This window comes from Rhodococcus sp. PBTS 1, from assembly GCF_001620025.1.
Lineage (GTDB): Bacteria > Actinomycetota > Actinomycetes > Mycobacteriales > Mycobacteriaceae > Rhodococcoides > Rhodococcoides kroppenstedtii.
On record NZ_CP015219.1, the window covers coordinates 3,641,473 to 3,668,255 of the forward strand.

Sequence of the window (26,783 nt, forward strand, 5' to 3'; positions counted from 1 at the left end):
AGATGAAGCTCCAGTTCAAGGTTCAGCAGTACCAGACCGACGCCGTCGACTCGGTGGTCGAGGTGTTCGCCGGGCAGCCCAAACACGACGGCATCTCCTACCGGATCGACCCCGGCAAGGTGAAGCCGGTCTCGAATCCTGCGTTGTTCGAGGCGAACTCGACACCGGACCCGGGTCTCCGCAATGCCGAGATCGCCCTCACCGGTGCCCAGCTTCTGGAGAACGTGCAGAAGGTGCAGCGGTCTCGGAACCTTCCGCTGTCGGCCAAGGTTGTGGACAGCAAGGCTGCGCCGGGGGCACCGAATCTCGACGTCGAGATGGAGACGGGCACCGGCAAGACCTACGTCTACATCAAGACGATCATGGAGTTGCACAAGCGGTACGGCTGGTCGAAGTACATCATCGTCGTCCCGTCGATCGCGATCCGCGAGGGCGTCAAGAAGTCGTTCGACGTGACCGCCGAACACTTCCAGCAGATGTACGGCACCAAGCCGCGCTCGTTCATCTACGACTCGTCGCAGCTGCACGAGATCGAGCGGTTCAGTTCCGATGCCGGCGTGCAGGTGATGATCATCAATATCCAGGCGTTCAACGCCACAGGCAAGGACAACCGCCGCATCTACGACGTGCTCGACGACTTCCAGTCGCGTCGCCCCATCGACGTCATCAGTGCCAACCGTCCGATCGTCATCATTGACGAGCCGCAGAAGGTCGGTGCCGCAAAGTCGTTGGAGGCGTTGTCGCGGTTCAACGCGCTGATGATGCTGCGGTACTCGGCCACCCATAAGGTCGAGCACACCAGGGTGCATCGGCTCGATGCTGTCGATGCCTACAACCAGAAGCTGGTCAAGAAGATCGCGGTCAGAGGTATCACCGTCAAGGGGCTGGCCGGCTCGACCGCGTACCTGTACTTGGATGCGATCGAGATCGCCAAGGGCGCAAAGCCCCGGGCGCGGGTCGAGCTCGAGGTGCAGACCAAGGGTGGGCCGATCAAGCGACAGGTCAAGCGCCTCGACGTCGGTGCCAACCTGCATGACATCTCCAACGGTATCGAGGCCTACAAGGGTCTGTTCGTCACCGACATCGACGCCAACCGTGACGTCATCGAACTGAGCAACGGCGACATTGTCATGGCCGGGCAGGTCACCGAGGACGTGACGGAGGAAGCGAAGCGCCGCATCCAGATTCGTGAGGTGATCCGCGCGCATCTCGACAAGGAGCGTGAGCTGTTCAGCCGGGGCATCAAGGTCCTGTCGCTGTTCTTCATCGACGAGGTCGCGAAGTACCGCGACTACGCCCGCGAGGACACCCTCGGCGACTACGCCCGCTGGTTCGAGGAAGAGTACGCGAGGATCCGTGACGAGGTGCTCGGTGAACTCGCTCTCGACGAATCGACCGAGGCGCACCAGAAGTACCTCCGCCGTGACGACGTCCGGGCCGTGCACGAGGGCTACTTCTCCATCGACAAAAAGACCAAGCGTCAGATCGACGGCAAGGTCAGCGGCCGGGGCGACGACAAAGGCCAGTCCACCGACACCGACGCCTACGACCTGATCCTCAAGAAGAAGGAACGCCTGCTGTCGTTCGACGAGCCGGTGCGCTTCATATTCTCCCACTCCGCGCTGCGCGAGGGCTGGGACAACCCAAACGTGTTCGTGATGGGCATGCTCAAGAAGAGCGACAACACGGTCTCGCGCCGTCAGGAGATCGGCCGCGGACTGCGCCTGGCGGTCGATCAGCACGGCGAGCGCATGGACAACCCGGTCACCGTGCACGACATCAACGAACTCACCGTTGTCACCGACGAGTCCTACACCGACTTCGTCACCGGGCTGCAGAAGGAGATGGCCGAGTCCCTGTCGGCACGGCCACGCGCGGCGAGCGAGGAGTTCTTCACCGGCAAGACGATCCAAACCCAGTCGGGCGAGTCCGTGGTGGAGGAAAAACTCGCCAAGGCGATCTACTTCCATCTGGTGCAGAGCGGTTACGTCGACGAGGACGGGCTCGTCACCTCCAAGTACAAGGACGACAAGGCTGCCGGCACCCTCGCTGTGCCGACCTCCGGGGTACTGGCGCCGGTCATCGATTCCGTCTGGCCGCTGGTGGACATGCTCTACCTCGACGTCCCGGTTCCGGAGAACGACCGCAGGCCGAAGAAGATCCCCCTCAACGAGGCCAACTTCGCCAGGAAAGAGTTCCAGGCACTGTGGAACCGGATCAACCACAAGGCCGTCTACCGGGTCGAGTTCGACTCGAACGAGCTGATCCGTAAGTGCATCCAGTCGCTCGACACGCACCTCAACGTCGCCGCGATGCAGTACGTCATCCACGAAGGTGCGCAACAAGGCACCCTCGACGCCGACGACCTCACCAACGGTGCCGGGTTCACAGTCTCAAACACACGCACCGAAACCGAAACGGCCACGGCCGGTTCGCAGGTGAAGTACGACCTTCTCGGTGAGATCACCGCGAAGACCCAACTCACCCGACGCACCGCGGCCGCCATCCTCGGCGGGGTCACCCCGGCGACGTTCGCCAAGTTTCGGCTCAACCCGGAGCAGTTCATCACCGAGACCGCTCGGCTGATTAACGAGCAGAAGGCCACCGTGATCGTCGAGCACCTGACCTACGACACACTGGACGACCGCTTCGACTCGGCAATCTTCACGGAGAACCAGACGAAGCAGGATTTCACCCGTGCCGGCGGCAAACTGAAGAAGCACATATACGACTACATCGTCACCGACTCCAAGGTCGAACGCGAGTTCGTGAACGAGATCGACACCAGCAACGAGGTCGCGGTCTACGCGAAGCTGCCGCGGGGCTTCTTCATCCCGACTCCGGTCGGCGACTACAACCCCGACTGGGCGATCGCCTTCACCGAGGGCAGCGTCAAACATGTGTACTTCGTCGCCGAGACCAAGGGGTCACTCTCGACCCTCCAACTCAAGGGGGTTGAGGACGCCAAGATCGCGTGTGCCAGGAAGTTCTTCGCATCCCTCAACGTGAAGAACGGCCGGGACGTCACGTACAACGTCGTCACCGACTACACCGAGCTGATGCAGCTCGTGACCGCGTAGCCGAGATGAGAGGCCGTCTCACTTCCTCAAAGTGAGACGACCGCCCCTCGCCGACCGCCGGGGAGCGATAGCCGGACCACCCCAGTAGCGACGGATTGGGCTTCGGCCAACAACACGGACAAACAATGCATGGAACCCCCGTACTCGGTTGGACAGGACAGCGCCAACGACGACAACGCCAACCTCCGCTACCCCACCCTCGATGCCCGTATCGCCGCGACCTACGCCGGCCGCTCCACCGGCACCAACAAGAACAGCCTCTACGACTCCTACGACCGCGCCTACCGATGGGCCACCGACCGCGTCGGCGACACCGGCATCGTCGCCTTCGTCTCCAACGGTGGATGGATCGACGGCAACACCGCCGACGGAGTCCGACTCAGCTTCGCCGACAAGTTCGCTCACCTGTGGATCTACAACCTCCGAGGCAATCAGCGCACTGCCGGCGAGCTCTCCCGGAAGGAGGGCGGGAAGGTTTTCGGCTCCGGAAGTCGTTCCACCAAACCAGCTGGGTTCCCCCTCGGCGAACACCCACCTCGACGAGCGATGTCTCTACGCCCGTTCCTCTCTTGCTCGGGCGAGAGTGGCGTACATCGCGGACCGACTCAATCCGGAGATCTCCATCAGCTGCGCGGTGCTGTACTCCCCCGTCTCGTAATCGGCCAGCAGTCGCCGGCGTTGCAGCGCGGACAGTTTCGGGGTGCGGCCGAGCATGCGCCCCTCGGCCTTGGCGATCGCGACGCCTTCACGCGTGCGGGCGCGGATGAGGTCGGCCTCGAATTCCGCCATGGCACCGAGCATGGTGAAGAACAACTTGCCGGCGGGGTCGGCCGGGTCGTGGGTGGATCCGCCGTACGCCAGGCGGGCGCCTTTTGCTTCGAGCTCGGAGGCGATCGCGTGCAGATCGGTGACCGAGCGGCCGAGGCGATCGAGTTTGGTCACGACGAGGGTGTCGCCCTCCCCCACTGCGGCGAGGGCGTCGGCGAGACCGGGTCGGCTGCGGTTGCGTCCGGTGTAGCCGCGGTCGGTGTAGATGCTGACGGCGGCGACCCCGAGGCGCTTGAGGGCTGTGCGCTGCGCTCGCAGGTCTTGGCCGCGGGTGGAGCATCGGGCGTACCCGATCAGGTTTTCGTCCATCTGCGGCCCTCTGTCTCGTATCGCGGCGTCTAACAGGATTTTCTTGCAGGAGTATCTACCAGGACACCGACACGCAGGTCCGCGATGCGGCTGATTCGCCCTCGGGGTGTCTTGATAGACGACGGTCAAAACGCACACCCAAACCCGCAGAGAGCGACTCAGGCGAGGACTGGCCGGTGGCCGCTCAGTGAACTCGTCTGTGTACGACTGAGCTGTCAGCGCAGCTCGCTAGGCTCTGAGGAGTACCGGACAGTACGACAGATAGGGCAAGGCATGGGACTCAGCGAAGTCGAAGTCATGAAGCAACTCGACATCGAGTCCTGGAGGAACCTCTCCAAGGACAAGATGCTGCGGTTTGCCGCTCTCATGCCCGACATGGACACCGAGGTGGCCCTCAAGATCATCGAACAGTTCCCAGCTTTCAAGGAATTCGCCCTGGACACGGTGAAAGAGATAGAAAAGGCTCACAAGTCCACGCTCAAGTCGAATGACAAGAGCCAGAAACAGGTATACAAGGCTTTTGAAGATGTCCGCGAGATCCTTAAGGGTGAGCTCGACAAGGATGACCTCACCTGGGATCAGCGAAAGTTCATCATCGAACTGATCCGAGAAAACGGGAAGCAGGTATCCCAGAAGGACAGTGAGAATAAGGAGTTCCTCAACACCGTCCTCGGAAAGGTCGCGGTCTTCGGGGGTGGTGCGATTGCTGCGGGAGTAGTTTTCTTGGGTGGCAAAATCATGCTCGAACAGGGCGACGGCATCAACCGACTTGGCGCCTGAGTCGACCACGGAGGTGCCCGCTAGCTGGTCCGATAACCGAGCCACCGGCCCGCGCTTGACGTCGCGAACCGCAACCGTGCCCACTCCCAGCACTCGGTTGGCGCGGTCCAGACACCCCCTGAACGAAGTTGAGCTTGTGTGCGTTTATCGCAGTCTCTGAAAATTCAATTCCGGCGATCGATTGTGGAGTTCACTTCTGCACTAAAAATGCCAGAAGGCGACTGCAATCGAAGGTAGTTCCCCAGGGAAGTCATGACGGCCAGTTCTGAAACTGACAACGGATAGCCTTCGGGGTGTCTCGATAGACGACCGTCAATCGGGACGGGCGCACTGCGGTCTGTGACCAATCGCTCGTACCGCTCGGTCGGCACACCTTCTAGGTTCAGCCCTATGCGATGGCCGCGGCGGCGCTCCCAATCCGCCACCGATCTGACGGTGGAGCCCGCCGCCGTACGTCAACGGGCGGCCGAAGCGGGGATGCCGCTCGATGCGTCGCAACTCACCGCCGTCGATGCCCTGAGCAGTTCCGGGTCGAGTGGGGTGTTCCTCTATGGCCCGGTCGGGAGGGGCAAGAGCTGGCTGATGGACTGCTACTTCGACCTGCTGCCCACCGAACACAAGACCAGAGTGCACTTCCACACGTTCTTCGCAGCACTTCATGCCCTGCTCCACCGACACGGTCACCGCCTGGACGACGCCCTCGACGACATGCTCGGCGACGTCGCGGTCGTGTGCTTCGACGAGTTTCAGGTCGATGACCCCGCCGACGGCCTCTTCGTCCGCCGCCTACTCGATGCGCTCCTGGCTCGGTCCGTGCGACTGATTGTGACGTCCAACCAGCCGCCCAGCGGGTTGATGCCGAATCCGTTGTTCCACAGCATGTTCACGGACGCCATCGCCCTCATCGAGTCGGCGATGCTGGTCGTCGAGGTCGATACCGGAGTGGACTACCGCACCGTCGAATCCAGCAGAGACCGTACCGGATTCGCTACGGGACGCTGGATACACGCAGCATCGGTAGCCGATGCTGCAACCGCGGGATTGGTGTGGCCCGAACCGACAGAGGCCGTGGTACTCACCCCGAACGGTCATCCCGTTCGGGCCTTGGCGACGCGACCTCGACGGGGCCAGGTGTGGTTCGACTTCGCAGACCTATGCGCGACACCGACCGCGCCAACGGACTACGCCGCTGTTGCCGACGTGTTCACCTGGTGGGTGATCAGCGGGGTGCCCGACCCTTCCGACATGGAACGGGAGCCCACCCGACGCTTCGTCCACGTCGTCGACGTCCTCTACGACCGATCGTTGCGAACCGACCTCGTCACCTGCTCCACCGCAGAACACTTCCTTTCGCGGGCCGGCAGCTTCACAGGACCAGATCGCACCATCAGTCGGCTTCATTCCCTCCACCGGTCCGCTCCCCCGCATCAGCCATAGAGGCGCCTCTGTGGACCAGTGCCGAACAGGACACGCTGTCCGCGTGACCGCCGGGGCTGAATCAGGCGTCATGATGTGCGCATGCGGAAACAGGGCGCTGAGTACGAATCGATGGCCTTGGGGCCGGCTGAGCGGGGCGACGGGGGCGGCGGCGTGTTCGTGACCCCCGACGGTGCCGGGGTGGCCGCGAACAGTCCGCGACGAAATGCGGTGGGTCGGGGATGGTTGCTCGTCGTCGCGCTCGCCGCGGCCGTCGGGGCGGTGTCGTTCCTGTCGAACATCACGTCGGACGAGCAGTTGTCGGGGCAGGCCGATGTGGTGTTGGCGGCCCGGTGGTCGTTGTCGCTCATCGTCAATGCGGGAGCGGTGTGGGCAGCACTGTCGGTGGCGGCCGGATATCGGGCGCGCAGCAGGTGGGCGGCGGTGGTGTCGGGCGCAGCGGCGCCGACACTGGCGTTGGTGGTGCACTACGGCGCCGGCGTCGTCACCGGATGGATAGGCGCTGCGACCTGGTCCGGAGACAATTTGATGTGGTTCGCTGCGGCGGTGCTACTCGGTCCATTCCTCGGCCTGATCGGTCACGCCGCACGGCGGCCGACAGGCGCAGGCATGGCAGCGGCGTTGGTCGCACCCGCGGGCGCGGTCCTGCAACCGGTGATCATGGGGACTCTGCGGTGGGATGGGTCAGTGCCGTGGCCGAATGCCCTCGCTGGCCTCGTCAGCAGCATTGTGCTCATCGTCGCTGGGGTGACCGGCGTCTGCGCACTTGCCCGGATACGCCTCTCCCGCCCCTCGTCGCCCTCTCCTGGTTGCGTGTCTAAATGAACCGTTGACAGAATCCCCCTGTTCGGTGCTAAAGCATTCTCACATCCGGACACCGGTCGGGTAGATGCTTACCCGAACGCCCGCTGGCTGCATAGCCTTCGGATGAGACTGCTGGGGTCGTATCGACGGGTACGGCCCCAGTCGTCTGTCTCGGGCCAACTCTCTATGGGTGAGGTTGTTTCGATGTTCCGTGTCACCGGCCGCCGTGAGGGTCCCTCGCCGCTCGGTGGATCTGCGCTGGCACCTGCCGCGGTGGGCCTGGCGGTGGGGTTCCTCGCAGCCCTGGGGTGGCGGTTCGCAGTACCTCGGGTGTACTTCGATGCCGACCCGCCACCGCCCGACGTGGCCCCTACGGACATCGGGTACATCCAGGTCTTCGACTATCAGCTATATGTGGACGGGCCGGGTTGGTGGCCCAGCGTCGCGGTTCTTCCCGCACTCGGGGTCGCCCTAGGCATATTGGTCGGGTTCGCCGCGCAGGCGGCCACTGGACAGCGGCGACGGCCAGGTGTCGCAGCGGCATTGGTGATCACCGGGCTGTTGACAGGGGTGGCCGGGGCGCTTTACGCCGATCAGTGGACACCGCAGCTTACGGTAAGAGCAGTCAGCGACCCCACATATACAGGCGCTCCGCCTCCCCCCGGGACGTCGTTCGACGACACCGTGGTCGGGGCGCCGCCGAGGTGGGAACTGGGGCCACCTGCGGTACTTCTCCCGACGATGGGTCTTGTCGTCGGATCGGCCTGCGGGGCGGTACATGTGGCGCTGCACCGCAGGCGCAACTCGTAGCCCTCGCTGCCGAGGGCAGCAGTAGGCGCGCCCTGCCTTCGGCGGTTCACCGCGGCGGCATGGTCTAGCCCGTGTGCTGATCGTCAACTGCGCAGGGACCAGCTCTGTTCATCTTCGGCGGGGTCGTCCCACCGGTTGCGGTTCGGTGCGGGCTCGCGGCGGCTTATTCGCTGCTCGCGCGGGCGGAAGTAGATCGGGATAGCGATGGCCATGACCACCGCCATTGCAGTGCCGACCAGAGTGGTGGCGGTGACGCCGCCACTGGGGTCGGGGGTCTTGTCGTCGCCGTACCGAACGAGCTGCATCGGATTCCACAACAGGACGAGGTAGAAGCCGAGGGCAATCAGGCTGCCGGCGATGCCGGACCAAACAGCCAGTCGCGCGGCACGGTTCCCACGGAACGCGGGGAGGCCGGCAACTGCGGCCGCGGTGAGAGAAACGGTGGCGAGCGTGACGACGAGCAGGATGAGCGCGGTGGATGTCACAGGTGCCCTTCTCCCAGATCGTCTGCTCTGCATCCGGCGTGAGGCGCTGGAATGCACCCTCACCTCGCAGGTCAACGTAACCTGCGACTCGTGTTGCAGCTAGCGGCGCGGGTGCAGCAGCGGCGGTGGAGAAGTGCGCCAGCCCCACCGCCTCGTCGACGAGTCGGGCCGGTTCCGCTGGGGTCGCATGTCGCCCGGCATGGTCGTTCGACCGTTACGGTGCGTCCATGTCGCTCGTCGAGGTGTGGTCCGAGTACATGACACTGCTGCGCGATCGGTTCCCTGCGACGGCGCAGTCGGTTCTTCCGCCGCGATCCGAGGTCGAGCGTCGAGATCTGGAGCGGGCGACGACGCCGTGGTCGGACGAACTGCGGGAGTTCTTCACCCTCCACAGTGGCCAATACGTGCCCACCGAACGGTACGTCGGAACGCTTCTGCCGGACTATGTCCTGCTCACGTTCGAGGGGATCGTCGACCGGCACGAGTTCCAGCTCGCAAATCCCTTCCCCATCGATGATCTCGGCGATGAGTGGCCCTCGGAGGTCGCAACCCAGGAGGCGGGCGAGACGTCCCACATGTTCCTTCCGGCGTACGTGCCGATCGCCGAGGACGGTGCCGGCGGGTTCTGTTACGTCGACACCCGCAGCGGCCCACGGCAGGGGTGCGTTCGATTCTTCGGGAACGACACGGCCGACGAGGGCGGTCCGGAGTACGAGTCGTTGGCCGACTACATCGATGCTGCGCGGCTCAGTGTCGAAGCAGAAACCGAGTTCGACGGTGTTGTCCCGAGACTGATGGAGGGCGCGCTCATCTGGGAGGTCGACCTCTCCAATCGACCCCAGGCACCGCCCGCGCCCCCGCCGACACTTCTGCGGCTGCCGTTCGCACCCATCGACTTTCGGCCGTCGGAGTGGACCGATGACGACGACATCGTGGATCTCGATGCTGTGCGGTCAGCGGTGATGAAGGCAGCCCGTGACCTGTATCCGGGGTCGGTCGTCGAGGACGCGCACGCTGTGTATCAGCGCGTTCCTCGCCTGCGGGGCGCCAACATGAACTGGTGGGTGTCGATGAGCGGCACGGGGAGCCTGCCACCGTTCGGCAACGAGCGCGTGTTCACCGCGTTCGTCACGGGGGTCGGCGACGAGGTCATCGTCGTCGAAGCCACACCAGGCGGCTACACGATCGAGGTCGACGAAGAACGCTGACACATCGGCGCTGTCGGTGCACGTCCACAGGGGACGTACGAACTCCGAGTCAGGGGCGGGCTGTCTGGTGGAAGTGCCGGTACAGGGTTCGTTTGCTGACACCGAGCACGTCGGCGATGTCGCCGACGGTGCTGCCCTGGTTGCGCATGCGGGTGGCCTCCCTCTTCTTCGCCGGGGTGAGGGCGGCGGGGCGTCCGCCGACCTTGCCGCGTTCGCGGGCGGCGGCGAGGCCGGCGGCGGTGCGCTCGCGGAGGAGCTGACGCTCGAAGGAGGCGAGGGCACCGAAGATGTGGAAGATGAGTTCTCCGCCGGCGGTGGTGGTGTCGATCTGTTCGGTGACCGAGGCGAACCCCACTCCCCTGCTCTTGAGGTCGGTGACGAGTTCGATCAGGTGTGGGAGGTTGCGGCCGAGTCGGTCGAGTCGCCAGACGCAGACGGTGTCGCCGGGTAGGACGACGGCCAGGAGCTCGTCGAGGGCGGGGCGGGTGGTGGAGGCTCCGCTGGCGGTGTCGGTGAAGATGCGTGCGCAGCCGAACGCCGTGAGAGCGTCGCTCTGCAGCGCGGGGGTCTGGTCGGTGGTCGAGACCCTGGCGTATCCGTATTTGTGGCCCACAGGGCCGAAGGGTGCCACAACTCACCGACACGCCCGGTTCTGACACCTTCGGTTTAGCGCACGTTTTTGGCACAGCCGCGCGCCTGGTCGACGGAACGGCTCGAACGAGCGGCGGGGTGGTGCCAGAAACGTTCGTTTTAGTCGCAGGCCACAGGTCTTCAGCCGATGGCTAAAAACAAACCATCAAGTCGAATATCATGCCGGATATGTCGTGGATCTCGTCGTCTAAGGATTCGGTACTGGGCTTGGCCGTTCTTCTCATCTTCGGGATGGCGCTGGTCGTCCCGATTGTGGGTGCAACCCTTTCCGTAGTCAGGGGCGAGACGCTCGACCACACCTTTGGTGGGATAGCACTGGTCGCTGTTGCGTTCGTTGCTGGAACCTATGCCACCGCCTACTCCTCGTATGGGTTGTACCTCAAGCTCATGTCATCGCATCGCCGTAGGAACGGCCCGGTACTCGCGGCCCGGCTCGACACGGCTGCGGTCGTCCTGGCGTGGGCGGCGCTGGTCGCGGGCATCGTCGGCCTCGTTCCGGGCTCCGCGGTACTGATTGGACTCACCCTCGGTGCGGTCGCGAGTATTGCCGGGGGCTCTGTCCGATTCTGGGTGAACAGGAAGAACGCAGGCGCGTCGAACTGATGAGAGCCCTCGCCTCGACACTGAGCGAGCGGCAGGTGCCACAAACCATCGTTTGTGACATAGCAGTCGCATGCCCTAGCAAGCTAGGTCAGCTAGCTAGCAATCTGGGCAAGCGCCGTATACGTCGTGCTTATCCATCCATTCGCTGATGCGGCGACGGTGGCGTACGGGCGGTGAGTGTCCGCGATCGGTCGAGGGCGGCGCGGGGCAGCACGCCTCCTGATGGGACGTCGGTCGATCCTGCATCGGGGGGCACACCGGATTCGTGAATCTCCTTGCGTGCTATCAAGCGGGCGGCACCAGCGGCGGCTGTTACAACGTCTGGAACGTCTCGAGCAGATCCATCGTGCAACGCAGCAGCTGCTCGGTGCGGATGTCGATGTCGTCGAAGATGTCGTCGACTTCGGTCATTGCGACGGCCGCGTCTCGTCGTGCGGCTGTTCCGGCGTCGTAATAGCCGTGATCGAGCCTCGGTGCCTCGTAGTGTTCTGTGCCGGGCGGTGCTGTACGCGCGTCGCCGCCGCGCGAGACCCGCTCCGGTCGGGTGGGGTGTCGCGGCGCTGTCCCATTCAGGTGCGCGGCGATGACGGCCGCGACGGACGGTGCGCTCATGGCAGTCAGTGGGAACGGAACTGCACCCCACCGGTCAATGGGCACCACTACCGGTCCGCGACGGGCCGCAGCGCCCACATACGGCACTGGGACATGTCCGGTCCGCAGAAGATCTTCGAGCACCCGCGTCGATGCAGAGCGATCGGCCACGTCCAACACCTGCTGCCACAGCGTCCAGGTACGGGCAGACGCCCCAGAATCGACCTCGGAGAGCTCGGTGGTGTCGAGCTGGTGTCGACCATGGATTCGCAGCCCATCGCCGCATGCCTCGATGTCTCGTCGGTCGAGCGCGGCGATGTCGCGCGGCCCGAGTCCCAACGCATACAGCACGAGGACGAGCGCATCGCGCCGGCCGAACAACCCGGCCGGCCACCCGATGGTCGGTAGCGCCGGAACGATCGACGCTGCTGCGATGCGGCGCCGAGCGACACGATGAGAACGGGCACGGTCGAGGCGCAGTCTGATGGCGGTCACCGTTCCCGGCTCGGACTCGCCGGCGTTTCGGTGGGCGCGATTGATGGCGGCGACGCGCCGCCGCAGGGTCTCGTCGCCGGCCGGATTGTCGTCGAGGAACGCGGCGAGCGTCTCCGGTGACGCGGGCAAGGGCACGGTCTCCGCGGCTGCGCACCAGTCAGCGAACAACGCCCACTCGTACCGGTAACCGGGCGGTACCTGGTGGGGTCGTTCCATGCGCTGCACGTTAGTTCGCGAGACCCGACATGCAGGCGGAAGGGCGAGAGCCGCTCATCGCGGATGTTCGACATTTCCGTCGACAGTGGCTGCCGTTCGAAGCAGAGTAGGGCTTCCGCCCGGAATGCGACCGAGAACGAGTAGCCGGACCTTTCCTGTCCTTAGTCTCGCGAACGTGTCGTCGGGGCATTAGGTTGGACGCAGTAGTTGACTCGCTCTTTACCTAGCCGGAGGACGTTGCAGCCGTGACAATTTCGATCCAACCGCGCATTCCCTTCCTGAGCCCTGTCGGTCGCCGGCTCACCCGTGCTTCGGCCCCGGCGTGCGCGGTCATCGCCGTCGCGGTCGCAATGACACCGGTCGCCGCTGCGGCACCGACCGCGCAATGGAGCAACACCGGAAGCATCTCGGTCGGGTCGTCACCGAACCAGTTCGCGTTCAGTCCCGACGGGTCGCGCCTTTATGTCAGCGTGAACGACGGAGTCGATGTCATCGACACCGCCAGCAACACGGTCATCGCTTCCGTCGACGTCCCGTTCGGCAACACCGGCATCGCCGTCACACCGAACGGGTCGGTGTACGTGGTGAGCACCGATGGAACCGTGTCGGTGATCGACCCGTCCAGCCTCACGGTGACAGCTACCGTCGGTGCCGATGCCAGCGCGCTGGGGATGGCTGCCGCCGGCTCTGCCGTCTACGTCACGCAACCCAGCAGCGGTTCGATCTCCGTGATCGACGCGGCCACCAACACCGTCCGCACGTCCGTCCCTGTGGGAACCTTCCCCATCCTCGCCGCCGCGCTGGACGGTACGGTCTACGTGAGCAACGCCGGTTCGGGCACGGTGTCCGTCATCGATTCCGCCACTGACACCGTGTCGGCCACGATCACCGTCGGCGGCACGCCCGCGGGCATCGCCGCAGCGGCCGGCCGCGTGTACGTCGTCGATGGTCAGAGTTCGTCGGTGGACGTGATCGATGCCTCCACCGACACCGTCGTCGACACGATCACCGTCGGCGGTGGAACCCTCACCGGTGTTGCTGTCACGGGCGATGGGTCGACGTTGTTCGTCAACCAATCCGACTCCGACACCACCGCGGTGATTTCCACCGCCGACACCACCTCCCGGCAGTCGGTGACGGTCGGTGCCCGACCGGGTGGCGCCATCAGCTCCCCGAGCACCACGACCGCGTACATCGGTAACGGCGAGGCGGCCTCCATCAGTGTGCTCACCACGGCCCAGGCGCCGTGCGCTGCTGCGTGCATTCCCGGAACACCGTTCGGCAGCTGACCGGTTACGCTTTCTGCCACACGGTGGAAGCCCTCTGTGGCCGTGACGTTTTCGCAGCAGCCCGCCCCGGCAAAACGGTCAGGCTTCGGCCAGTACCGCTCACTCGTAGCCCGGGCGACCGCCCTACCATTCACCGCGCGATGCGCGATACATCTCCGGTAGGTCACGCTTGATCGCCGTGTGCAACTCAGCAGCGCGCGAGCCGTAGGCGCAGGACGCGTGCATCACCGTCTCGATGGCGGCCTTCCAAGGGTCGAGGTCCTGGGCGGAGTACAAGGCAGGAATCGTCATGTAGCGGGGTTCGTTGTTGGCGCCGAACGGGTAGTCCGACGCGGCACGGTGGCTGGTAGTGATCGTCACCGAGGTGGTCGCCACGGCATCGGGAGATTCCAGTCGCGCGAACGCATCTCCCATCTGCGACGGGTCGGCGAACGGTGCCGGCAGAGCAGTGTTGTTGCCCAACGCGTCGAGCGCCGGCCGCACCCACGGAAGGTCTGCCAGGCCCGCGAACTCGCAGGCGCGGGCCGCGGCGTACACCGCGACCAGACGTGCAACGTGGTGATCGGTCTCGAGTATTGCTTCCACGAGCGGGCGGTCGAACTTGGTCAGCAATTGCCCACCGTTGTATCGGGTGACCTTCTCGATCGGCGGTCCGCCGCCCCACTCGTCGAGCAGATGTTGGGACGCGCGCTCTTCGAGTTCGCTTCGTGCAACCATCCGGTGCGACCCGTCCTCGTGGAGAACGGTGATCCATCGGGGCTCGTCGTCCTGCGTCCGAGCGGGTTCCGGAGCCGGTTCTGCGTTTTCGGGGATTCCGTACCCGGGCATGTCCCACCGGACGGCCGGTCGTGGGCCGGTGCCGTCGGTGGGGAACAGACGGATCCGCCACACGTCGTCCGGGGTGGTGGTGCCGGGCCATCCGTAGTTGACGAACCCTCGACCCGCGACCTGCACCAGATACTCCCCCGGCTCTACGTGGACCTCGCCGGGAGACATCGTGGTCGATTCGATCTCGAGAATCCCCTCCGGTCCGATGCGCAGAATGTCCTCGCACACCTGCTCCCAGTCGTCGGCATCGTCCGGTGGGCGGGTGGTGAACACTTCGATGTCGATGGGCATCTCGAAGTTGTTCTGGTGTGGGCTCAGAACCACCATCGTCGTTCCGTCGCCTGCGTTCGGCTGAGCTGACAGGGCTTGCTCCAGCAGCGGGTACTCGTCGTCGATGTCGCCCAGCCCGCCGCGCAGCAGGAACTGGCCGTGGTCCATCGCAAGGACCACCTTGTAGGACAGGGACGGAACAACTCCTGGTTCAGTCATGGGGTGCACGCTGCCATGTCGCGCGTATTCATGCTGCGGGTCATGCCCGGTCTTTCGGGTCTGCGCTCAAGATGAGCGAAGGTGGGGAATGACCGCCGAGGGCTAGAATGCCGCAGCATTACAGTCAGCCAAGTGCGCCGGATGCTCAGTGAACGTTCCGCTCATCGAACTCGTGCTGGTTACGACCTCCGCTGAGGAGCATCCGGTCGGGCGACGCCGAGGGTGGTCGCGCCCGTAGCGCGCTGTTGATGACCGCCAACCACGACCCGCCTGTCGACGTCCAGTGGTTCGATCAGCAGCATCACAGGTCAGGTCGGTGGCCCGCTACGCACACCCGTCAGTCCCACGGCGCGCAGTTCCAGCTCCGCGAGCTCGTGTATCGCGGTCACGTCGCCGGCGCGCCACCGTCCCGCCGCATTAGGGCACGCGGCGATCACGTCGGTCGGTCGACGCAACGTCAGCGCCCGTAACGCCAACAGATCCTCGACACCTGGCGAGGTGGCCGACAACTCGGCAACTTCCCTCGCGCGCCGCACGAATCGGAGACGGCTCCGCAACCACACCAGCATCACGATCGAAATCGGAACGGCCGCCACGATCACCGACAGCCCTGTCGCGACGGTCTCGACCGCAGCGATCTGCGTCAGCCCTGCATCGCGAAGGGTTGTTCCGGCACCGCTCGCGCGGTCGAAAGGATCCCGCACTCGATCGCCGACGAGCGGAATGCCCGCGACGGTGTCACCCGCTTGACGGAGGTTCGACGACAACGACGTTCCGGCGTCGGCGATACGTCGACCGGGCTCTGCGAAGAGCTGAGGGGCGTCGTGGAGACGCATTCCGACTCGGATCCAGAGGACGACCCACAGCAAGACCACGACATCTACGACTATCTGACGGGTGCGCATCGCGGGTGTGCTCGCGTAGAAGATCATCCTCCGAGGCTAGGGCCGGGCTGTCACCGAGTGCAGCGGCAGCAGCGCCGCTGGGACGTCACCAACACGAGTCGTGGCGAACCTACTGGCCGACACCCACCGTCACTGTCAGCGCCGGGTCGATACCAGCGGGCCTGATCATCTCCGCGGACGGCCGCGTCACCGGTACCCACCGCTGTCGATGCAGTTTGCCGCTGCGCTCACCGCCGCGAACACCGCGGGGTCTCAGGACCTTCCGCTCATCATCACGGACGACCGGGCCCCCACGCCGCCGCTGCCGTGCCCGGTCGCAGGGTCGTCCTGCTTCGACGGTTGAGCGTCGACACCCACCTTGCCCTCGTCTTCCGCCGCGTCGGACGACCGACGCCCACCCGTATCGGAGTACGCCATGACCGACGACCGCGCCGTGATCGACGACCACGTCGATCGCGTTCGATGACCGCACACTCGACGCCGATCCCCGGCCGATGACGCCGAGCTCGTCGCACCCGATGACCCCTTCGCCGCTACGGCTCAGCCGTGACGTTCCGGTGGAGTGCCCCCTACCTGGTCGACCTCGACGCGAAGTTCCTGCGGTCCGAACACCTGCACTTCGGCCGACTCGACTTCCTCGCCCAACTCGGACTCGTCCCGAATCGAACGACGACGACCCCGCGTCCGGCCAACGCACGCCAGAATGCGGACATGTTCGACGGGTTCGACGAATCGGTGATCGACGTCCACGACGCGTCGATCCTGACGAGGACGGGTGGTGCAGGCGGGTTCCCGGTCCTTCTCCTGCACGGTCACCCCCGCACCTCGGCCACGTGGCACCGTGTCGCACCGCTTCTTGTGGCGGCCGGCCACACGGTGGTGTGCCCGGATCTCCGCGGCTACGGGCGATCACGCGGACCCGCCCCGACCCCGGACCACGGCGCCCAGTCCAAACGAGCCATGGCCGCCGACATGGTGCAGGTAATGACGCACCTCGGGCACGACCGGTTCGCGCTCGCCGGTCACGACTGCGGCAGCTACGTCGCCCTCCGACTGGCGCTCGACCACCCCGACAGAGTCGCCGCGCTGAGTCTCCTCGACTGCATCCCCATCACCGAGCACCTCGACCGGATCACGAGCGACTTCGCGACCAAATGGTGGCACTGGTTCTTCTACGCCCAGCCCGAACTCCCCGAACAGGCCATCGGCGCCGACCCCGAACGCTGGTACCGAGGTGATCGAGACCGGATGGGCGAGGACAACTACCAAGAGTGGCGTGCTGCGATTCACGATCCCGCCGTCGTTCGGGCCATGCTCGAGGACTACCGCGCCGGCCTCACCATCGACGCCGACCACGAGCGCGCCGACCGAGCCGCGGAACGCACCCTGACGATGCCGACCCAAGTGCTCTGGTCCACCCGCGACGACCTCGAAGACCTCTACGGCGATCCTCTTGTCATTTGGCGACCGTGGGCCCCGCACGTCGTCGGCGGGGGGATCGACTCCGGCCATCACATGGCCGAGGATGCCCCCGCCGACCTCGCCGCATCCCTCATCGACCTCATCGCGTCGGCAATCGACGGATCATCACCTTGAGTCCGGCGGTCAGGGCCGGGCCGACGACACCACCCTGCTCAACATCTGGCCACACGCCAACCGACAGCCGTTTGTCGGGCGTCAACGCACCGGGATTGTGCGATACCGAACGCGCTCGTCCGTGTTTCGATGATTCACGTGACACCGAGCTTTTGCGCGGCGAACGACACACCTGGGTACCGGGAGTGGCCGTCGACCTCCGGTCTGATCAGAACCTGTTGGCGGGTCCTGGCCGATCGCGACGGTACCTGGACGACCGGCGGCGCAGAGTACTGGGGTTTGGTCTTCTCCGAGAACCCCGACGGTGCGGTCAATGCGCAGGTGATAGGCCCGTCCGTGCGGCCGCGACCGATGACGGTGCGCGCCGGGGACCTGTCGTGGGGAGTCGACTTCGAGCCGCACGTCGTCGGCCGCGGCGTCGTGAAGAGCGACATCATCGACGGGGACCTCGACCTCCTGACCGAGATCGTCGGGGAACGGTGGTGGTTCACCCTGGGCGGGGTTCGCCTCCCAGTCCCCCGCCACGACGAACTCGACGCCGCCGTAGAGCACATGGCGGACGCCGGTGCACTCGAGCTGGATCCGACAGTCCGCACGGTGCTCGACGGCACCGAGGTCGACCTGTCCGACCGGACCGTGCGACGCCAATTCGCGCAGACGACGGGGCTCCGTCGAGGACAAGTTGCGCAAATCCGCCGCGCCCGTCGGGCGTTCGCCCTGCTGCAGCAGGGCATGTCCCCCGCGGAGGCCGCCGCCGCTGCGGGTTACGCAGACCAAGCCCACATGACGCGACAGCTCCGCATCCTCACCGGCTCGACTCCCGGGGCTCTGCCCGGACGTGACGGGTTCTCCATGTCCTGACCGCGTCGGGCCGGTGACCGATTCGTTCAAGACCGACGGCAACGCCGGGCGGCATCGTGTCCGCCATGACGACGACTGCTGCCACCGACCGCGTGACTCCCTTCGAATGGCGCGTGCCGCAACGAAAGCTGGACGATCTGACCGCTCGCCTCCGACAAGCCCGCCTACCCGGAGTGCTCGGGGACGGCACCGACGAAGTCGGCTTCAGCACCGCCGCCGCCCGCGACATGCTGACCTACTGGCGCGAGCACTTCGACTGGCGCCAGGTCGAAGAGAAGATCGCCACGCTCGATCACGTGCTGGTCGACGTCTCCCACACGACGGGCCGCCCGGGCCAGCGAGTACACGTGGTGCGGGCAACCGGAAAGCCCGTCACTGCTGCCGCCGCGCCGATCGTCTTGCTTCACGGGTGGCCCGATTCCTTCCTGCGTTTTCGGCACCTCCTCGCGCCTCTCACCGCCGCCGGTCACGACGTCTACGTTCCTTCGCTTCCCGGTTCGGGATTCTCCGAACAAGTTCCGGGCCCCGCTACGGTGGCAGCGGCTGCGGGAGCGATCGCGGCCGCGCTCGTCGAACTCGGGGTGACCCGGTACGCAGTGCACGGCGGCGACTGGGGCAGCGCCGTGGCCGAGGCGCTGGCAATCGACCACCCTGACGTGGTGACCGCCGTACACCTGCAAGACGTGCCCTGGCGGCACTACTTCGCCGCGGACCGCACCGACGCGACCCCGGCCGAATCGGCGTTCTACGAAACGGCCGACGCCTGGGCCGACCAGGCCGCCTACGTCGCCGTGCAATCGACGCAGACCACCACACTCGCACTAGCCCTGGCAGACTCACCGCTCGGACTCGCCGCCTGGTGGGCCGAAAAATACCTTGCCTGGACCGACACCCCGGTCGGGTGGGACGAAATCCTCACCCAGGTCTGCCTGACCTGGTTCACCCGCACCGAGCACTCCGGCATGCGGTGGTACTCGGGATTAACCGAGTCCGACGAGGAGGTCGAATGGAGTTCGGAATCGACGTGGACCGCGGCCGTGCGGCAGCCGGTAGCCGTGGCGATCTTTCCCGCCGACATCCATGTGCCCCCGCGCGAGTACGCCGCCCGAGCATTCCCCACCCTGCAGCGCTTCACGATCATGCCCGAAGGCGGACACTTCGCTGCTCTCGAACATCCCGACCAGCTCGCCGCGGACATCGCCGCGTTCCTGGCGGACCTCGGCTGATTGGGCTACTCCGCAACTGTTCGTCGTCACCGGTCGCCGCCAATCCCGTCGACCAAGAAGGCGACTTTGCAGCAGCAGCATCTACCAGGTCCAATGCAGTCGCCCTGATCGTTGCCCCTCGTTCTGGTTCGTCGAACTCGTGTGTGCCCACCCAGAAGGCTTGTTAACGCACCAACCTACTTGGGCCCTTCAACACGTTCCCATCAAGCCGAGGACGGCAATCAAACACAGGGTGCGATCCGAGACGCACCTAAGCCACGGCTGCGTTCACGTCGCCGTCAATCCCAGTAGTCACTGATAGCTCACCTACAGCTATGGACCCGGTCGCCGCCCGAGGAGCAGTCGCTCCAACCATCGAACCCGCATGCGAGGCTTCTCGAGACGATTCATAGCGACACCGATAAGCCACCGGATGCCGGCGATTATGCCGGCGACAGTGGCCAGGCCGAAGAAAGACACCGCAAATTTCCCAATTGACCGCACGTGCTCAGCGGTTACTACCGAGATCCACCCCGAACGCGCCAGAGCTGCAGCAAGCAATAACGCTATGATCGACCAGAACATGATTTTTGCCTTGTTCAGGTGGCGGTCATAGGTGGCAAAAACCCGAAACGGGTTGTCTGGTGAAATATTCGGTTCGCTGCGCCAGTAGTACACCAACTGAACGTTCGCCGGGTGCATGTAGGCAACACGCTGGAGGTAATTACTCCATGCCCGGGTCTCCAGAATGCGCATATTGCGCGTCTCGGGGCTGGCCGTCAGCAGTTGGTACTGGTCGGGCAACATGGCGAAGAAATTTACTTTCTCAATTGGTACGATCTGACTACGAAGAGTTACCTCACGAGCACGATTTCGACTTTCACGTACATCAGCGATTCGGAAATCCAGGATGACCCCGCCAAACGGACTCCGCGGGGTCAGCAGCGGCCTGTTAGCAAAAACACGCAGTCGGAACCGCACATAAACCTTAGAACCCGGCAACACTGGAGATGCCAGCGGAACGCGGTAGTGGGATGAGCGGTGAAGTTGGTCCGATTGATTGATCGCAGTCACGTTTGCGGTATCGACATGACGAAGTTGAAACTCGGCGCCGGACGTGAGCCTCAGCGTGTGGTCTGGGTTCGTACCCGAGATGTTTACCGGTTCACCGAATATGAGCTCCGCCGTCTCGGGGTGCAGCAGCGTGTCGTGCAGGTCCATACAGCCCTGAAAATGGTCGCCTCGGTAGCCATCTTCGACCTTAAACGGGAGGAGAAGATCCACAGCGTCGACCGACTGCGAACCATTAGCCGAAATTTCCAGGCCTAAGTCGAAGTAAAGGAGCCGCCGACCGGGAAGGAATGAGCGCAGCACCCAGATGTTGATATGACATTGGGTGATGGCAAAGTTAGCGTTACTCGGATCCAAGACTGCAAAGTACCCCACTGCGTCTCTACTTCGACGCAGTAAAGACGTAGGATTGCGGTGCGGACTTCACTCCAAGCGATTGCAACAAAAGTGGGCGATCGAGACGCCATGGTTGAGCAATGCCAATCGCAGTAGGGCGGCTTGCTCCAAGTAGATAGGATTGAACGAAGCTACGCTCCCCACTGTCTTCTTCCAGCTCGCGCAAATCAACGCCGGTAACATCAACAATTTTGTCGACCGAAAAATAACCTGTTACCGCCTGCACAGGTGCCGGCTCATAAATGTACACCTTAAGGCCCGAACCAAACCGCGGACGTCGACGGCGGAATTCAAACCGTTTGCATCCTGCGTAGATACGGTCCGCGTGCCAAGTCCGAATCGACATCACTGCGCTCAATGCAGCTCCGTTGGCAGGCAGGTCATGACGTACTCGCTGCGCTCCGGGCCATACCGATGCCATTCATGGGCCACAGTAAGAAACCCGACCGGACGGAGAGCTCGATTGAGCTGATCGTGGTTGTTCTCAGCCACCGTGACATGGACCTGCTGGACCCGCTCAAGCACCCAGCGGTCGTGGAGGGCGCGAATGAAGGTTCCGCCCAGCCCGCAATTACGGAACTCGTCTGCGATCAAGAATGTACTGAGCTTGAGCCGCCCGGACCCCTTCGGCGTTTCGATAGCGACGCCCGCCACCGCGTTGTCGACCTCAACGAGAGTGCAGCGAGCCCTACCCGCTAATGCGTCGTCCAGACGACGCTCTAACCATGCATCGCCGTGCGGGTACAGCTCAGGCAACACCGCTAGCAAGTCGCGCGTGCGCGGTAGATCGTCGCGACTGAGGCTACGCGTTGCGGGTTGCCCTAGCCGAGCAGGGAGGCCCTGCGATCGACGAGTACGCATCAACAGTGCGTCCTTCCTCCCGCCGCGACGAACCTAACCGTGGGCACCAGAGTAGCGCTGCACCAGGACAAGAACCCGGCATTGCACGGTTGCGCCGCGTGTCCGAGCTGCGGCTGCCCCGCGGCTTGGCGTAGCTCACACAACGCCTCAAAGTCAGACTGTCTGGTTTGAGGCGCAACGCGGCCAGCATCTATCTGAACCTGTAGCAGGTCTGCACCGGAACGATTCGTCGGTCATCGGGGGACTCGACGAACAGTTCGAGCTGCTAGACCGGCCAACACCTGGCACTGGAGAGCTGCCGGGCTACCCTAACGACGTCATAATCCAATTTCAATGACGGCGTTCCTCATCAGGGGTGCATGCTCCCGTGCGTAGCGTTCGAGCATGGCGGGTGTGGTGTGGCCGGTCTGGCGCATGATGGCGTGGGCGTCGGCGCCGTTGCGGAACGCTTGTGTCACAAAGCCGGCTCGCAGTGAATGTCCACCGAGCTGAGCGACGAGGTCGGCGTCGTAGTTGGCGCGTTCGGCACGGCGTCGGATGGTCTTGTGGATCGCAGCCCCGGACAGGGGCGTGATGCCGAGGTTGCCATTCTTCGCGATAGCTCGGAACAGCGGTGCGCGTGCCGCGGTGCGAGGCACTCCCCCGCGGCACACATGCTCGTCGAACGGGTCGCGGCCGCGCAGTAGCCGGATGACGGAAAGGCGGCCGCCGGCGTCAAACGCTGACACAACCTGCACCCACCGCACGTACGCACACGGTGGGCAGGTGGTGTGTGAGTCGGTGGCGGGTAGCGCCCGGACGACACCGCGGCCTTCCTGGTCGGTCTTCGTTTTACGCAGTCGGATGTGCAGACCGTCCTCGCGATGCAGTGTGACGTCGCGGCATTCGAGGTCGGCGAGTTCGGAGCGGCGAAACGCTCCGGCGAACCCCAGCAGCAGCAACGCGGTGTCGCGGCGCTCCAGCACATCGTCGGCCCAACCGCCGCACTGAAAGCGGGCGGTATCGACGAGGTGCCGTATGTCGGATACGAGCAAGGGCGCCCGCTGGGCACGAGGTCGGTCGCCAGCGGCGGCGTAGTCGCGGCGGATGCCGGCGAGCGTGGCGGCGACGAGTTCATGGGCCGACGGCGGCGGGTACCCGGCGGTGCGGTGGTAGTAATTGAGAGCCGCCAACCAGGCCGACAAAGTGCTGGCTGCGTACTCTTTCTCCCCCACCGCGGTGACGGTGTCCGCAGCGTCGACGAGGTACGCGGCGACAGTGACGGGGTGCGCCGGCAGCGCAACGTGCCCGTTGAGGGCGCACCACTCGGTGAAACGGCGCCACCCGGATCCGTAGGCGCGGCGGGTCCCGGCCGACTGGGACGATTCGACCGCGCCAGCGATGCGCGCAGCGACCGCAGGGGGTATCGCCGGCTCTGCCGCGCCCTCGGAGGGACCCGAAACAGTCGCGAGAGGTGTCACCGGGGCCGGTTCGGCTGGTCGAAAGTCCACATTCGCAGCCTAGACCACTTGACCGACACGGTTGAGGGACGAAACTGTGCTGAACTGGCAATTCACCCGAGACGGCGCGATAAGTGGAATTATCGGGGCCGCTCCTGTCGTATCGCGCCGAACTACCGGATGCGTGGCCCCCTCTGCAGCGGCCCACTCCGTTGCGGAAAGGGCCGTCCTTCGTTGTGGGTCAACTCCAGGTAGTCGATGTATCGCTCCACCGCCTCTGCAGCGAGGTCGGACGGGCCCCGAGGTGCCCCGGGTGTGGCCATCAACGCTTCGGCCGCGTTCAGCAATCGTTCACTGGTCTCGACGTAAAAGTAGAAGGTCCTTTTGGTCTTGGTAGGCCTGTCCGTCGCTGACGGCTTCGGTGCACTCGCCTCTAAATTTGCTACTGGCGCGGGCAACGGATCGAGGGGGCTGGAACTGCCCAAGCTACTTTTCAGGCGTTCAGGGCGTGCCACTGCCGACTCCCTCCATGAGGAGCTCCGACGTACGGCGGTAGATGCCGGCTAAATTGCGGGCATCCGTCGTACCCCAGTCGAGGAGACTGGTCTGCGCCTCAGCGGAGTCCTTCAACACCACTCGCTTGGGAACAGGGTCTCCGATGATTGCGATGCAGTCAGCGATTTCAGCCAGCTGCTCGCGACCGGCGACGGTGTTGCGTTCGTGGAGGTTGATGATCGCGCCCACCAGCTCCAACGTCGGGTTGTAGCTGCGGCGAACCACGTCGATGGTTCGGCGTAGCCGTGCCAGTCCGTTCGCAGAGAAAAGTGCAGACTGACTTACCACGACGGCTCGCCGGGCCGCGACCAGCGCATTGATCGTCAACAGGTCCAGGCTCGGCGGGCAGTCGATCACCACCAGCTCGTAGCTCGGAGCTAGTAGCTCGAGCGCATCGCGGAGCCGTCGCTCGCGGCCAGCGCCACCCAGGATCAACTCGTCCCGTACGAAAGCAAGGGATTCCGAGTTCGGATCGGTGGCCACCAGATCGACGCCGCCCCAGATGGACGGTGCCACCACGTCTGCGAGGGTTGCGTCCGACCTGCCTGACAGTGCATCCGCAATCCCCGCGTCGCCAGGAGATGACCCACCGGAGCTGAGGACTGTACTCAGGTTTCCTTGCGGGTCCATGTCGAGCGCCAGAACTCGGTGGCCGGCGCGGCGGGCGGCATCAACGATGTGGAAGGTGGTTGTCGTCTTACCTACTCCACCCTTCTGATTACAAAAAGCAAGCACGTTGTGTGACATGTGCATGTCCTCTCACTGGTGGGTGATTCCTGAGCGCTGGTTTGCCTTACGCGCAATACCTGAAATACGGGTAAAGGAAGTTCGGCAAGGGATGACTGCATCGGACGTCTGGCAGCACCGCAATCCATACACGCCATACCAGCCACGCCCGATACCGGTAAGTACTGATTGGGATGCGTTACCCGCACGGGACTAATTACCCGTAATGCAAACGCTGCGGGAATAACTGTCAATGCTGCGAACACCTCCTGCAGAGCAATGACCGGTAATTCGTGTGAGGTCATCGAACCCACACCGAAGTCGGTCGTACGCTGGACCTGCTGCGCGTTCTGCGGGCACCGCGGATCGAAATTGTGAACATCGAGGTTGGTCCCGTCTACTACGTCGGACTTCGTGCTGCTTCACCCGGACCCCCCAGGGGTGAACCCCATCGTCCGCACCCACGTTGTCCGCTCCACGCCCTCTGGCCCCGCGTCGTGACGACGCGTGGCTGATCGGTATCGCCACCCTGTGAATGATCAGTTCGCAGAAGTGGTGCCTCGCGGCCGGTCGACGAGGATCGCTAAAGGGTGCACAGGCAACGGCGGCAGGCTGGTTATCGTCGGGCTCTGCCTGAAAACGACGCGCCGACGAGATGCCTGCATCATGTCCATGACGATGCGGGCATGTCGATCGGCTGTGAGTGTGCGATAGCGGGACGAGTCACCGCCTCGGAGGCCTTTTCCACGAATGGTAAAAAATGCCTTGAAGGAAATCGCTCGCTGATCTAGAGTCTTCTTCTGAAGCCTTCTTCCTTGCAGGTGGTGGGCCTGGTGCCCTCGGCTCCGGTGCTCGACACACCGGGTTCAGCCGAGGGCACCTTCGTCTCGAGAAGGGCCGGCGTCAGCGCCACTCAGGCAACGCCCGCGTCGCCAGTGCTCTGAGACTCCAGACGTTCGATGTACTCGTCGATGGCCGTGTCCGGTATCAGGCGGCGCTTGCCGACCTTGACGCTCCGGATCTCGCCAGACGCGATCTTGTTGAAGAAGCTGGATCGACCGAGCCCGGTGCGGGACATGCCTTCCTGCACCGAGAAGAGCTGCCTGCTCATCACATCCTCCTGCCGTGAATCACCACCGGCTTCCCGCTCTTGCGGTTGGTCTCGAGTGGTTCCACCACAAGATAACTCCATCGTCGATTCACCGCAATATAAGGCGATCCCTGCCGTAAGATGCGTGTACATGACGCAGGAGTGGACCCAACAGCTGGTCGACAGGGTGGGGAAAGAGGTACGCCGTGCGCGAACCGCCTCCTCTCCACCCCTGTCGGGCCAGGCACTCTCAGACCGTACGGCGGAGCTGGGCCACCCGATCTCGCGCGCCGTCATATCCGACTTGGAGACGGGTCGGCGCCGCGGTCTCGACGTTGCCGACCTCATTGTGTTGGCGGCCGCGCTGCGAATATCCCCCGTGCAACTGCTGTTTCCCGAACTTCCGCGCGGCTCTGTGGACGTCCTGCCCGGGCGACCGCACGAGTCCCACGACGCGGTGCGATGGTTTGCCGGCGAGGCCGGCTTGTTCGTCTCGTCGGGCGAGTGGGAAACAGGAACCGGCGAGTCTGCAAAGGTGTGGACTCGGGAAGAGCTGGCGCCGGAGATCGACCGCATCACAGTTACGCGTCAGTGGCTCAGGGCAATCGCCTCGATGAGGGGGGCGCAATCGCAGATCAAGCGAGCTCTCGCATCCGAGGAACCACGGGAACAGATCAGCACTCTGGAAGATCTGTACGACGACGCACGAGATCGCGCTGAAAAGCTGGTCAGGCAGATGATTGAGCTCGGCATGGACGTCAGGGAGGGCGATCCCCGTGTCTGACTTGTCGTTTCTTCGGGTCGCCGGGAATCGGGCGCCGAAATTCCCGCTGGCGCGAGTCGGTGAGAACCCGCCATCTCCGAGACCGGTCCATCGTCGTGGCTAGGCAACAACTGCCACCGCAGATCAAGAAGATCTCAGTCCACGACAAGCGCACTGGTGCAACGGTGACCCGGTACGAGGTTCGCGTTGATACGCCCAACCCCGCAGCCGCGTCCACGTCCTCGGATGGAACCCTCACTCCACCCCGTCGTTCGCAGAGTCGACGACGATTCGCCACCGAGAGGGAAGCGCGCGCTGCGCTCACTCGTGCTTTCGATGACCGCAACGATCCCATGTACGTTGCGCCGTCCACCGTAACGGTCGACGAAGCCTGCTCGGCTTACCTTTCCGG

At 64.3% G+C, this 26,783-nt stretch carries 24 protein-coding genes and 1 pseudogene; 12 read left to right on the forward strand and 13 right to left on the reverse strand.

Going from position 1 to position 26,783, the window contains the following annotated elements; translation table 11 throughout:
* Positions 1-2 precede the first annotated feature (2 nt).
* Together A3Q40_RS16720 and A3Q40_RS20945 are read left to right on the forward strand one after the other, a co-directional pair.
* The gene (locus A3Q40_RS16720; RefSeq protein WP_068103900.1) at positions 3-3,080 is read left to right on the forward strand and encodes a type III restriction-modification system endonuclease; all 3,078 of its coding nucleotides are present in this window, start codon (positions 3-5) and stop codon (positions 3,078-3,080) included.
* Between the two features lie 135 nt (positions 3,081-3,215).
* Positions 3,216-3,581 (forward strand): annotated as a pseudogene (locus A3Q40_RS20945) (hypothetical protein); the annotation flags it as partial.
* A gap of 51 nt (positions 3,582-3,632) precedes the next feature.
* Here A3Q40_RS20945 and A3Q40_RS16725 read toward each other — a convergent pair.
* On the reverse strand, positions 3,633-4,217 hold the full coding sequence (locus tag A3Q40_RS16725) for a recombinase family protein (protein ID WP_068103902.1): 585 nt from the start codon (positions 4,215-4,217) through the stop codon (positions 3,633-3,635).
* Between the two features lie 297 nt (positions 4,218-4,514).
* Between A3Q40_RS16725 and A3Q40_RS16730 the strand changes: the two genes are divergently transcribed.
* From A3Q40_RS16730 to A3Q40_RS16740, 3 genes are all read left to right on the forward strand, one after another.
* On the forward strand, positions 4,515-4,997 hold the full coding sequence (locus A3Q40_RS16730) for a hypothetical protein (RefSeq protein WP_201132877.1): 483 nt from the start codon (positions 4,515-4,517) through the stop codon (positions 4,995-4,997).
* Between the two features lie 435 nt (positions 4,998-5,432).
* Positions 5,433-6,434, forward strand: coding sequence for a cell division protein ZapE (zapE, locus tag A3Q40_RS16735; RefSeq protein WP_235606338.1), 1,002 nt, complete (start codon positions 5,433-5,435; stop codon positions 6,432-6,434).
* 81 nt (positions 6,435-6,515) lie between these two features.
* On the forward strand, positions 6,516-7,259 hold the full coding sequence (locus A3Q40_RS16740; protein ID WP_157889655.1) for a hypothetical protein: 744 nt from the start codon (positions 6,516-6,518) through the stop codon (positions 7,257-7,259).
* An 872-nt stretch (positions 7,260-8,131) separates the two neighbouring features.
* Here the strand turns inward: A3Q40_RS16740 and A3Q40_RS16745 are convergent.
* Positions 8,132-8,533: a hypothetical protein gene (locus tag A3Q40_RS16745; RefSeq protein ID WP_068103908.1), complete on the reverse strand. Its 402-nt coding sequence runs from the start codon at positions 8,531-8,533 to the stop codon at positions 8,132-8,134.
* Between the two features lie 404 nt (positions 8,534-8,937).
* Between A3Q40_RS16745 and A3Q40_RS16750 the strand changes: the two genes are divergently transcribed.
* Positions 8,938-9,741, forward strand: a complete 804-nt coding sequence (locus A3Q40_RS16750; protein ID WP_235606339.1) for an SMI1/KNR4 family protein — start codon at positions 8,938-8,940, stop codon at positions 9,739-9,741.
* 49 nt (positions 9,742-9,790) lie between these two features.
* Here A3Q40_RS16750 and A3Q40_RS16755 read toward each other — a convergent pair whose 3' ends face one another.
* Positions 9,791-10,354: a recombinase family protein gene (locus A3Q40_RS16755; RefSeq protein WP_068103912.1), complete on the reverse strand. Its 564-nt coding sequence runs from the start codon at positions 10,352-10,354 to the stop codon at positions 9,791-9,793.
* A 206-nt stretch (positions 10,355-10,560) separates the two neighbouring features.
* Between A3Q40_RS16755 and A3Q40_RS16760 the strand changes: the two genes are divergently transcribed.
* Positions 10,561-10,995: a hypothetical protein gene (locus A3Q40_RS16760; RefSeq protein WP_068103914.1), complete on the forward strand. Its 435-nt coding sequence runs from the start codon at positions 10,561-10,563 to the stop codon at positions 10,993-10,995.
* 312 nt (positions 10,996-11,307) lie between these two features.
* On the opposite strand, the gene A3Q40_RS20450 is transcribed toward A3Q40_RS16760, so the two are convergent.
* On the reverse strand, positions 11,308-12,297 hold the full coding sequence (locus tag A3Q40_RS20450; protein ID WP_068103916.1) for a hypothetical protein: 990 nt from the start codon (positions 12,295-12,297) through the stop codon (positions 11,308-11,310).
* Positions 12,298-12,647: 350 nt separating this feature from the next.
* On the opposite strand from A3Q40_RS20450, the gene A3Q40_RS16770 reads away from it, so the two are divergent.
* Positions 12,648-13,586, forward strand: a complete 939-nt coding sequence (locus A3Q40_RS16770) for a hypothetical protein (protein WP_068103918.1) — start codon at positions 12,648-12,650, stop codon at positions 13,584-13,586.
* 123 nt (positions 13,587-13,709) lie between these two features.
* Here A3Q40_RS16770 and A3Q40_RS20640 read toward each other — a convergent pair whose 3' ends face one another.
* The 3 genes from A3Q40_RS20640 to A3Q40_RS16785 form a co-directional block, all read right to left on the reverse strand.
* Positions 13,710-14,903, reverse strand: a complete 1,194-nt coding sequence (locus A3Q40_RS20640) for a hypothetical protein (protein ID WP_201132880.1) — start codon at positions 14,901-14,903, stop codon at positions 13,710-13,712.
* Between the two features lie 308 nt (positions 14,904-15,211).
* Positions 15,212-15,835: a hypothetical protein gene (locus tag A3Q40_RS16780; RefSeq protein ID WP_068103920.1), complete on the reverse strand. Its 624-nt coding sequence runs from the start codon at positions 15,833-15,835 to the stop codon at positions 15,212-15,214.
* Positions 15,836-16,060: 225 nt separating this feature from the next.
* Positions 16,061-16,225: a hypothetical protein gene (locus A3Q40_RS16785; protein ID WP_157889656.1), complete on the reverse strand. Its 165-nt coding sequence runs from the start codon at positions 16,223-16,225 to the stop codon at positions 16,061-16,063.
* 129 nt (positions 16,226-16,354) lie between these two features.
* On the opposite strand from A3Q40_RS16785, the gene A3Q40_RS16790 reads away from it, so the two are divergent.
* The 3 genes from A3Q40_RS16790 to A3Q40_RS16800 all read left to right on the forward strand — a co-directional run bounded on the left by A3Q40_RS16790 (position 16,355) and on the right by A3Q40_RS16800 (position 19,491).
* Positions 16,355-17,404 (forward strand): alpha/beta fold hydrolase, encoded by a 1,050-nt coding sequence (locus A3Q40_RS16790; RefSeq protein ID WP_235606340.1) that lies wholly within the window; start codon positions 16,355-16,357, stop codon positions 17,402-17,404.
* Between the two features lie 279 nt (positions 17,405-17,683).
* The gene (locus A3Q40_RS16795) at positions 17,684-18,265 is read left to right on the forward strand and encodes a helix-turn-helix domain-containing protein (RefSeq protein WP_068103924.1); all 582 of its coding nucleotides are present in this window, start codon (positions 17,684-17,686) and stop codon (positions 18,263-18,265) included.
* A gap of 65 nt (positions 18,266-18,330) precedes the next feature.
* Complete coding sequence (locus tag A3Q40_RS16800) at positions 18,331-19,491, forward strand: epoxide hydrolase family protein (protein WP_068103926.1); 1,161 nt, start codon at positions 18,331-18,333, stop codon at positions 19,489-19,491.
* Positions 19,492-19,803: 312 nt separating this feature from the next.
* On the opposite strand, the gene A3Q40_RS20455 is transcribed toward A3Q40_RS16800, so the two are convergent.
* The 6 genes from A3Q40_RS20455 to A3Q40_RS16825 all read right to left on the reverse strand — a co-directional run bounded on the left by A3Q40_RS20455 (position 19,804) and on the right by A3Q40_RS16825 (position 25,629).
* Positions 19,804-20,898, reverse strand: coding sequence for a hypothetical protein (locus A3Q40_RS20455; protein ID WP_157889657.1), 1,095 nt, complete (start codon positions 20,896-20,898; stop codon positions 19,804-19,806).
* A 25-nt stretch (positions 20,899-20,923) separates the two neighbouring features.
* A complete protein-coding gene (locus A3Q40_RS20460) occupies positions 20,924-21,295 on the reverse strand; it encodes a hypothetical protein (protein ID WP_157889658.1) in 372 nt (123 codons plus the stop codon).
* Positions 21,292-21,798, reverse strand: a complete 507-nt coding sequence (locus A3Q40_RS21080) for a GNAT family N-acetyltransferase (RefSeq protein ID WP_335340809.1) — start codon at positions 21,796-21,798, stop codon at positions 21,292-21,294. The genes A3Q40_RS20460 and A3Q40_RS21080 overlap by 4 nt, the downstream gene beginning before the upstream one ends.
* A gap of 317 nt (positions 21,799-22,115) precedes the next feature.
* The gene (locus A3Q40_RS16815; RefSeq protein WP_157889659.1) at positions 22,116-23,258 is read right to left on the reverse strand and encodes a site-specific integrase; all 1,143 of its coding nucleotides are present in this window, start codon (positions 23,256-23,258) and stop codon (positions 22,116-22,118) included.
* Positions 23,259-23,738: 480 nt separating this feature from the next.
* Positions 23,739-24,539 (reverse strand): ParA family protein, encoded by an 801-nt coding sequence (locus A3Q40_RS16820; protein WP_068106461.1) that lies wholly within the window; start codon positions 24,537-24,539, stop codon positions 23,739-23,741.
* Positions 24,540-25,431: 892 nt separating this feature from the next.
* Positions 25,432-25,629, reverse strand: coding sequence for an excisionase family DNA-binding protein (locus A3Q40_RS16825; protein WP_068106464.1), 198 nt, complete (start codon positions 25,627-25,629; stop codon positions 25,432-25,434).
* 130 nt (positions 25,630-25,759) lie between these two features.
* Between A3Q40_RS16825 and A3Q40_RS16830 the strand changes: the two genes are divergently transcribed.
* Positions 25,760-26,392: a transcriptional regulator gene (locus tag A3Q40_RS16830; RefSeq protein WP_069973058.1), complete on the forward strand. Its 633-nt coding sequence runs from the start codon at positions 25,760-25,762 to the stop codon at positions 26,390-26,392.
* The last annotated feature ends 391 nt before the right edge of the window (positions 26,393-26,783 follow it).

Bases quoted from the DNA above. Each gene is read 5' to 3' on its own strand.
- A3Q40_RS16720 (WP_068103900.1), top strand. From the start codon at position 3: ATGAAGCTCCAGTTCAAGGTTCAGCAGTACCAGACCGACGCCGTCGAC.
- A3Q40_RS16725 (WP_068103902.1), bottom strand. From the start codon at position 4,217: ATGGACGAAAACCTGATCGGGTACGCCCGATGCTCCACCCGCGGCCAA.
- A3Q40_RS16730 (WP_201132877.1), top strand. From the start codon at position 4,515: ATGAAGCAACTCGACATCGAGTCCTGGAGGAACCTCTCCAAGGACAAG.
- A3Q40_RS16740 (WP_157889655.1), top strand. From the start codon at position 6,516: ATGCGGAAACAGGGCGCTGAGTACGAATCGATGGCCTTGGGGCCGGCT.
- A3Q40_RS16760 (WP_068103914.1), top strand. From the start codon at position 10,561: ATGTCGTGGATCTCGTCGTCTAAGGATTCGGTACTGGGCTTGGCCGTT.
- A3Q40_RS20450 (WP_068103916.1), bottom strand. From the start codon at position 12,297: ATGGAACGACCCCACCAGGTACCGCCCGGTTACCGGTACGAGTGGGCG.
- A3Q40_RS16770 (WP_068103918.1), top strand. From the start codon at position 12,648: ATGACACCGGTCGCCGCTGCGGCACCGACCGCGCAATGGAGCAACACC.
- A3Q40_RS20640 (WP_201132880.1), bottom strand. From the start codon at position 14,903: ATGACTGAACCAGGAGTTGTTCCGTCCCTGTCCTACAAGGTGGTCCTT.
- A3Q40_RS16780 (WP_068103920.1), bottom strand. From the start codon at position 15,835: ATGATCTTCTACGCGAGCACACCCGCGATGCGCACCCGTCAGATAGTC.
- A3Q40_RS16785 (WP_157889656.1), bottom strand. From the start codon at position 16,225: ATGGCGTACTCCGATACGGGTGGGCGTCGGTCGTCCGACGCGGCGGAA.
- A3Q40_RS16800 (WP_068103926.1), top strand. From the start codon at position 18,331: ATGACGACGACTGCTGCCACCGACCGCGTGACTCCCTTCGAATGGCGC.
- A3Q40_RS21080 (WP_335340809.1), bottom strand. From the start codon at position 21,798: ATGCGTACTCGTCGATCGCAGGGCCTCCCTGCTCGGCTAGGGCAACCC.
- A3Q40_RS16820 (WP_068106461.1), bottom strand. From the start codon at position 24,539: ATGTCACACAACGTGCTTGCTTTTTGTAATCAGAAGGGTGGAGTAGGT.
- A3Q40_RS16825 (WP_068106464.1), bottom strand. From the start codon at position 25,629: ATGAGCAGGCAGCTCTTCTCGGTGCAGGAAGGCATGTCCCGCACCGGG.
- A3Q40_RS16830 (WP_069973058.1), top strand. From the start codon at position 25,760: ATGACGCAGGAGTGGACCCAACAGCTGGTCGACAGGGTGGGGAAAGAG.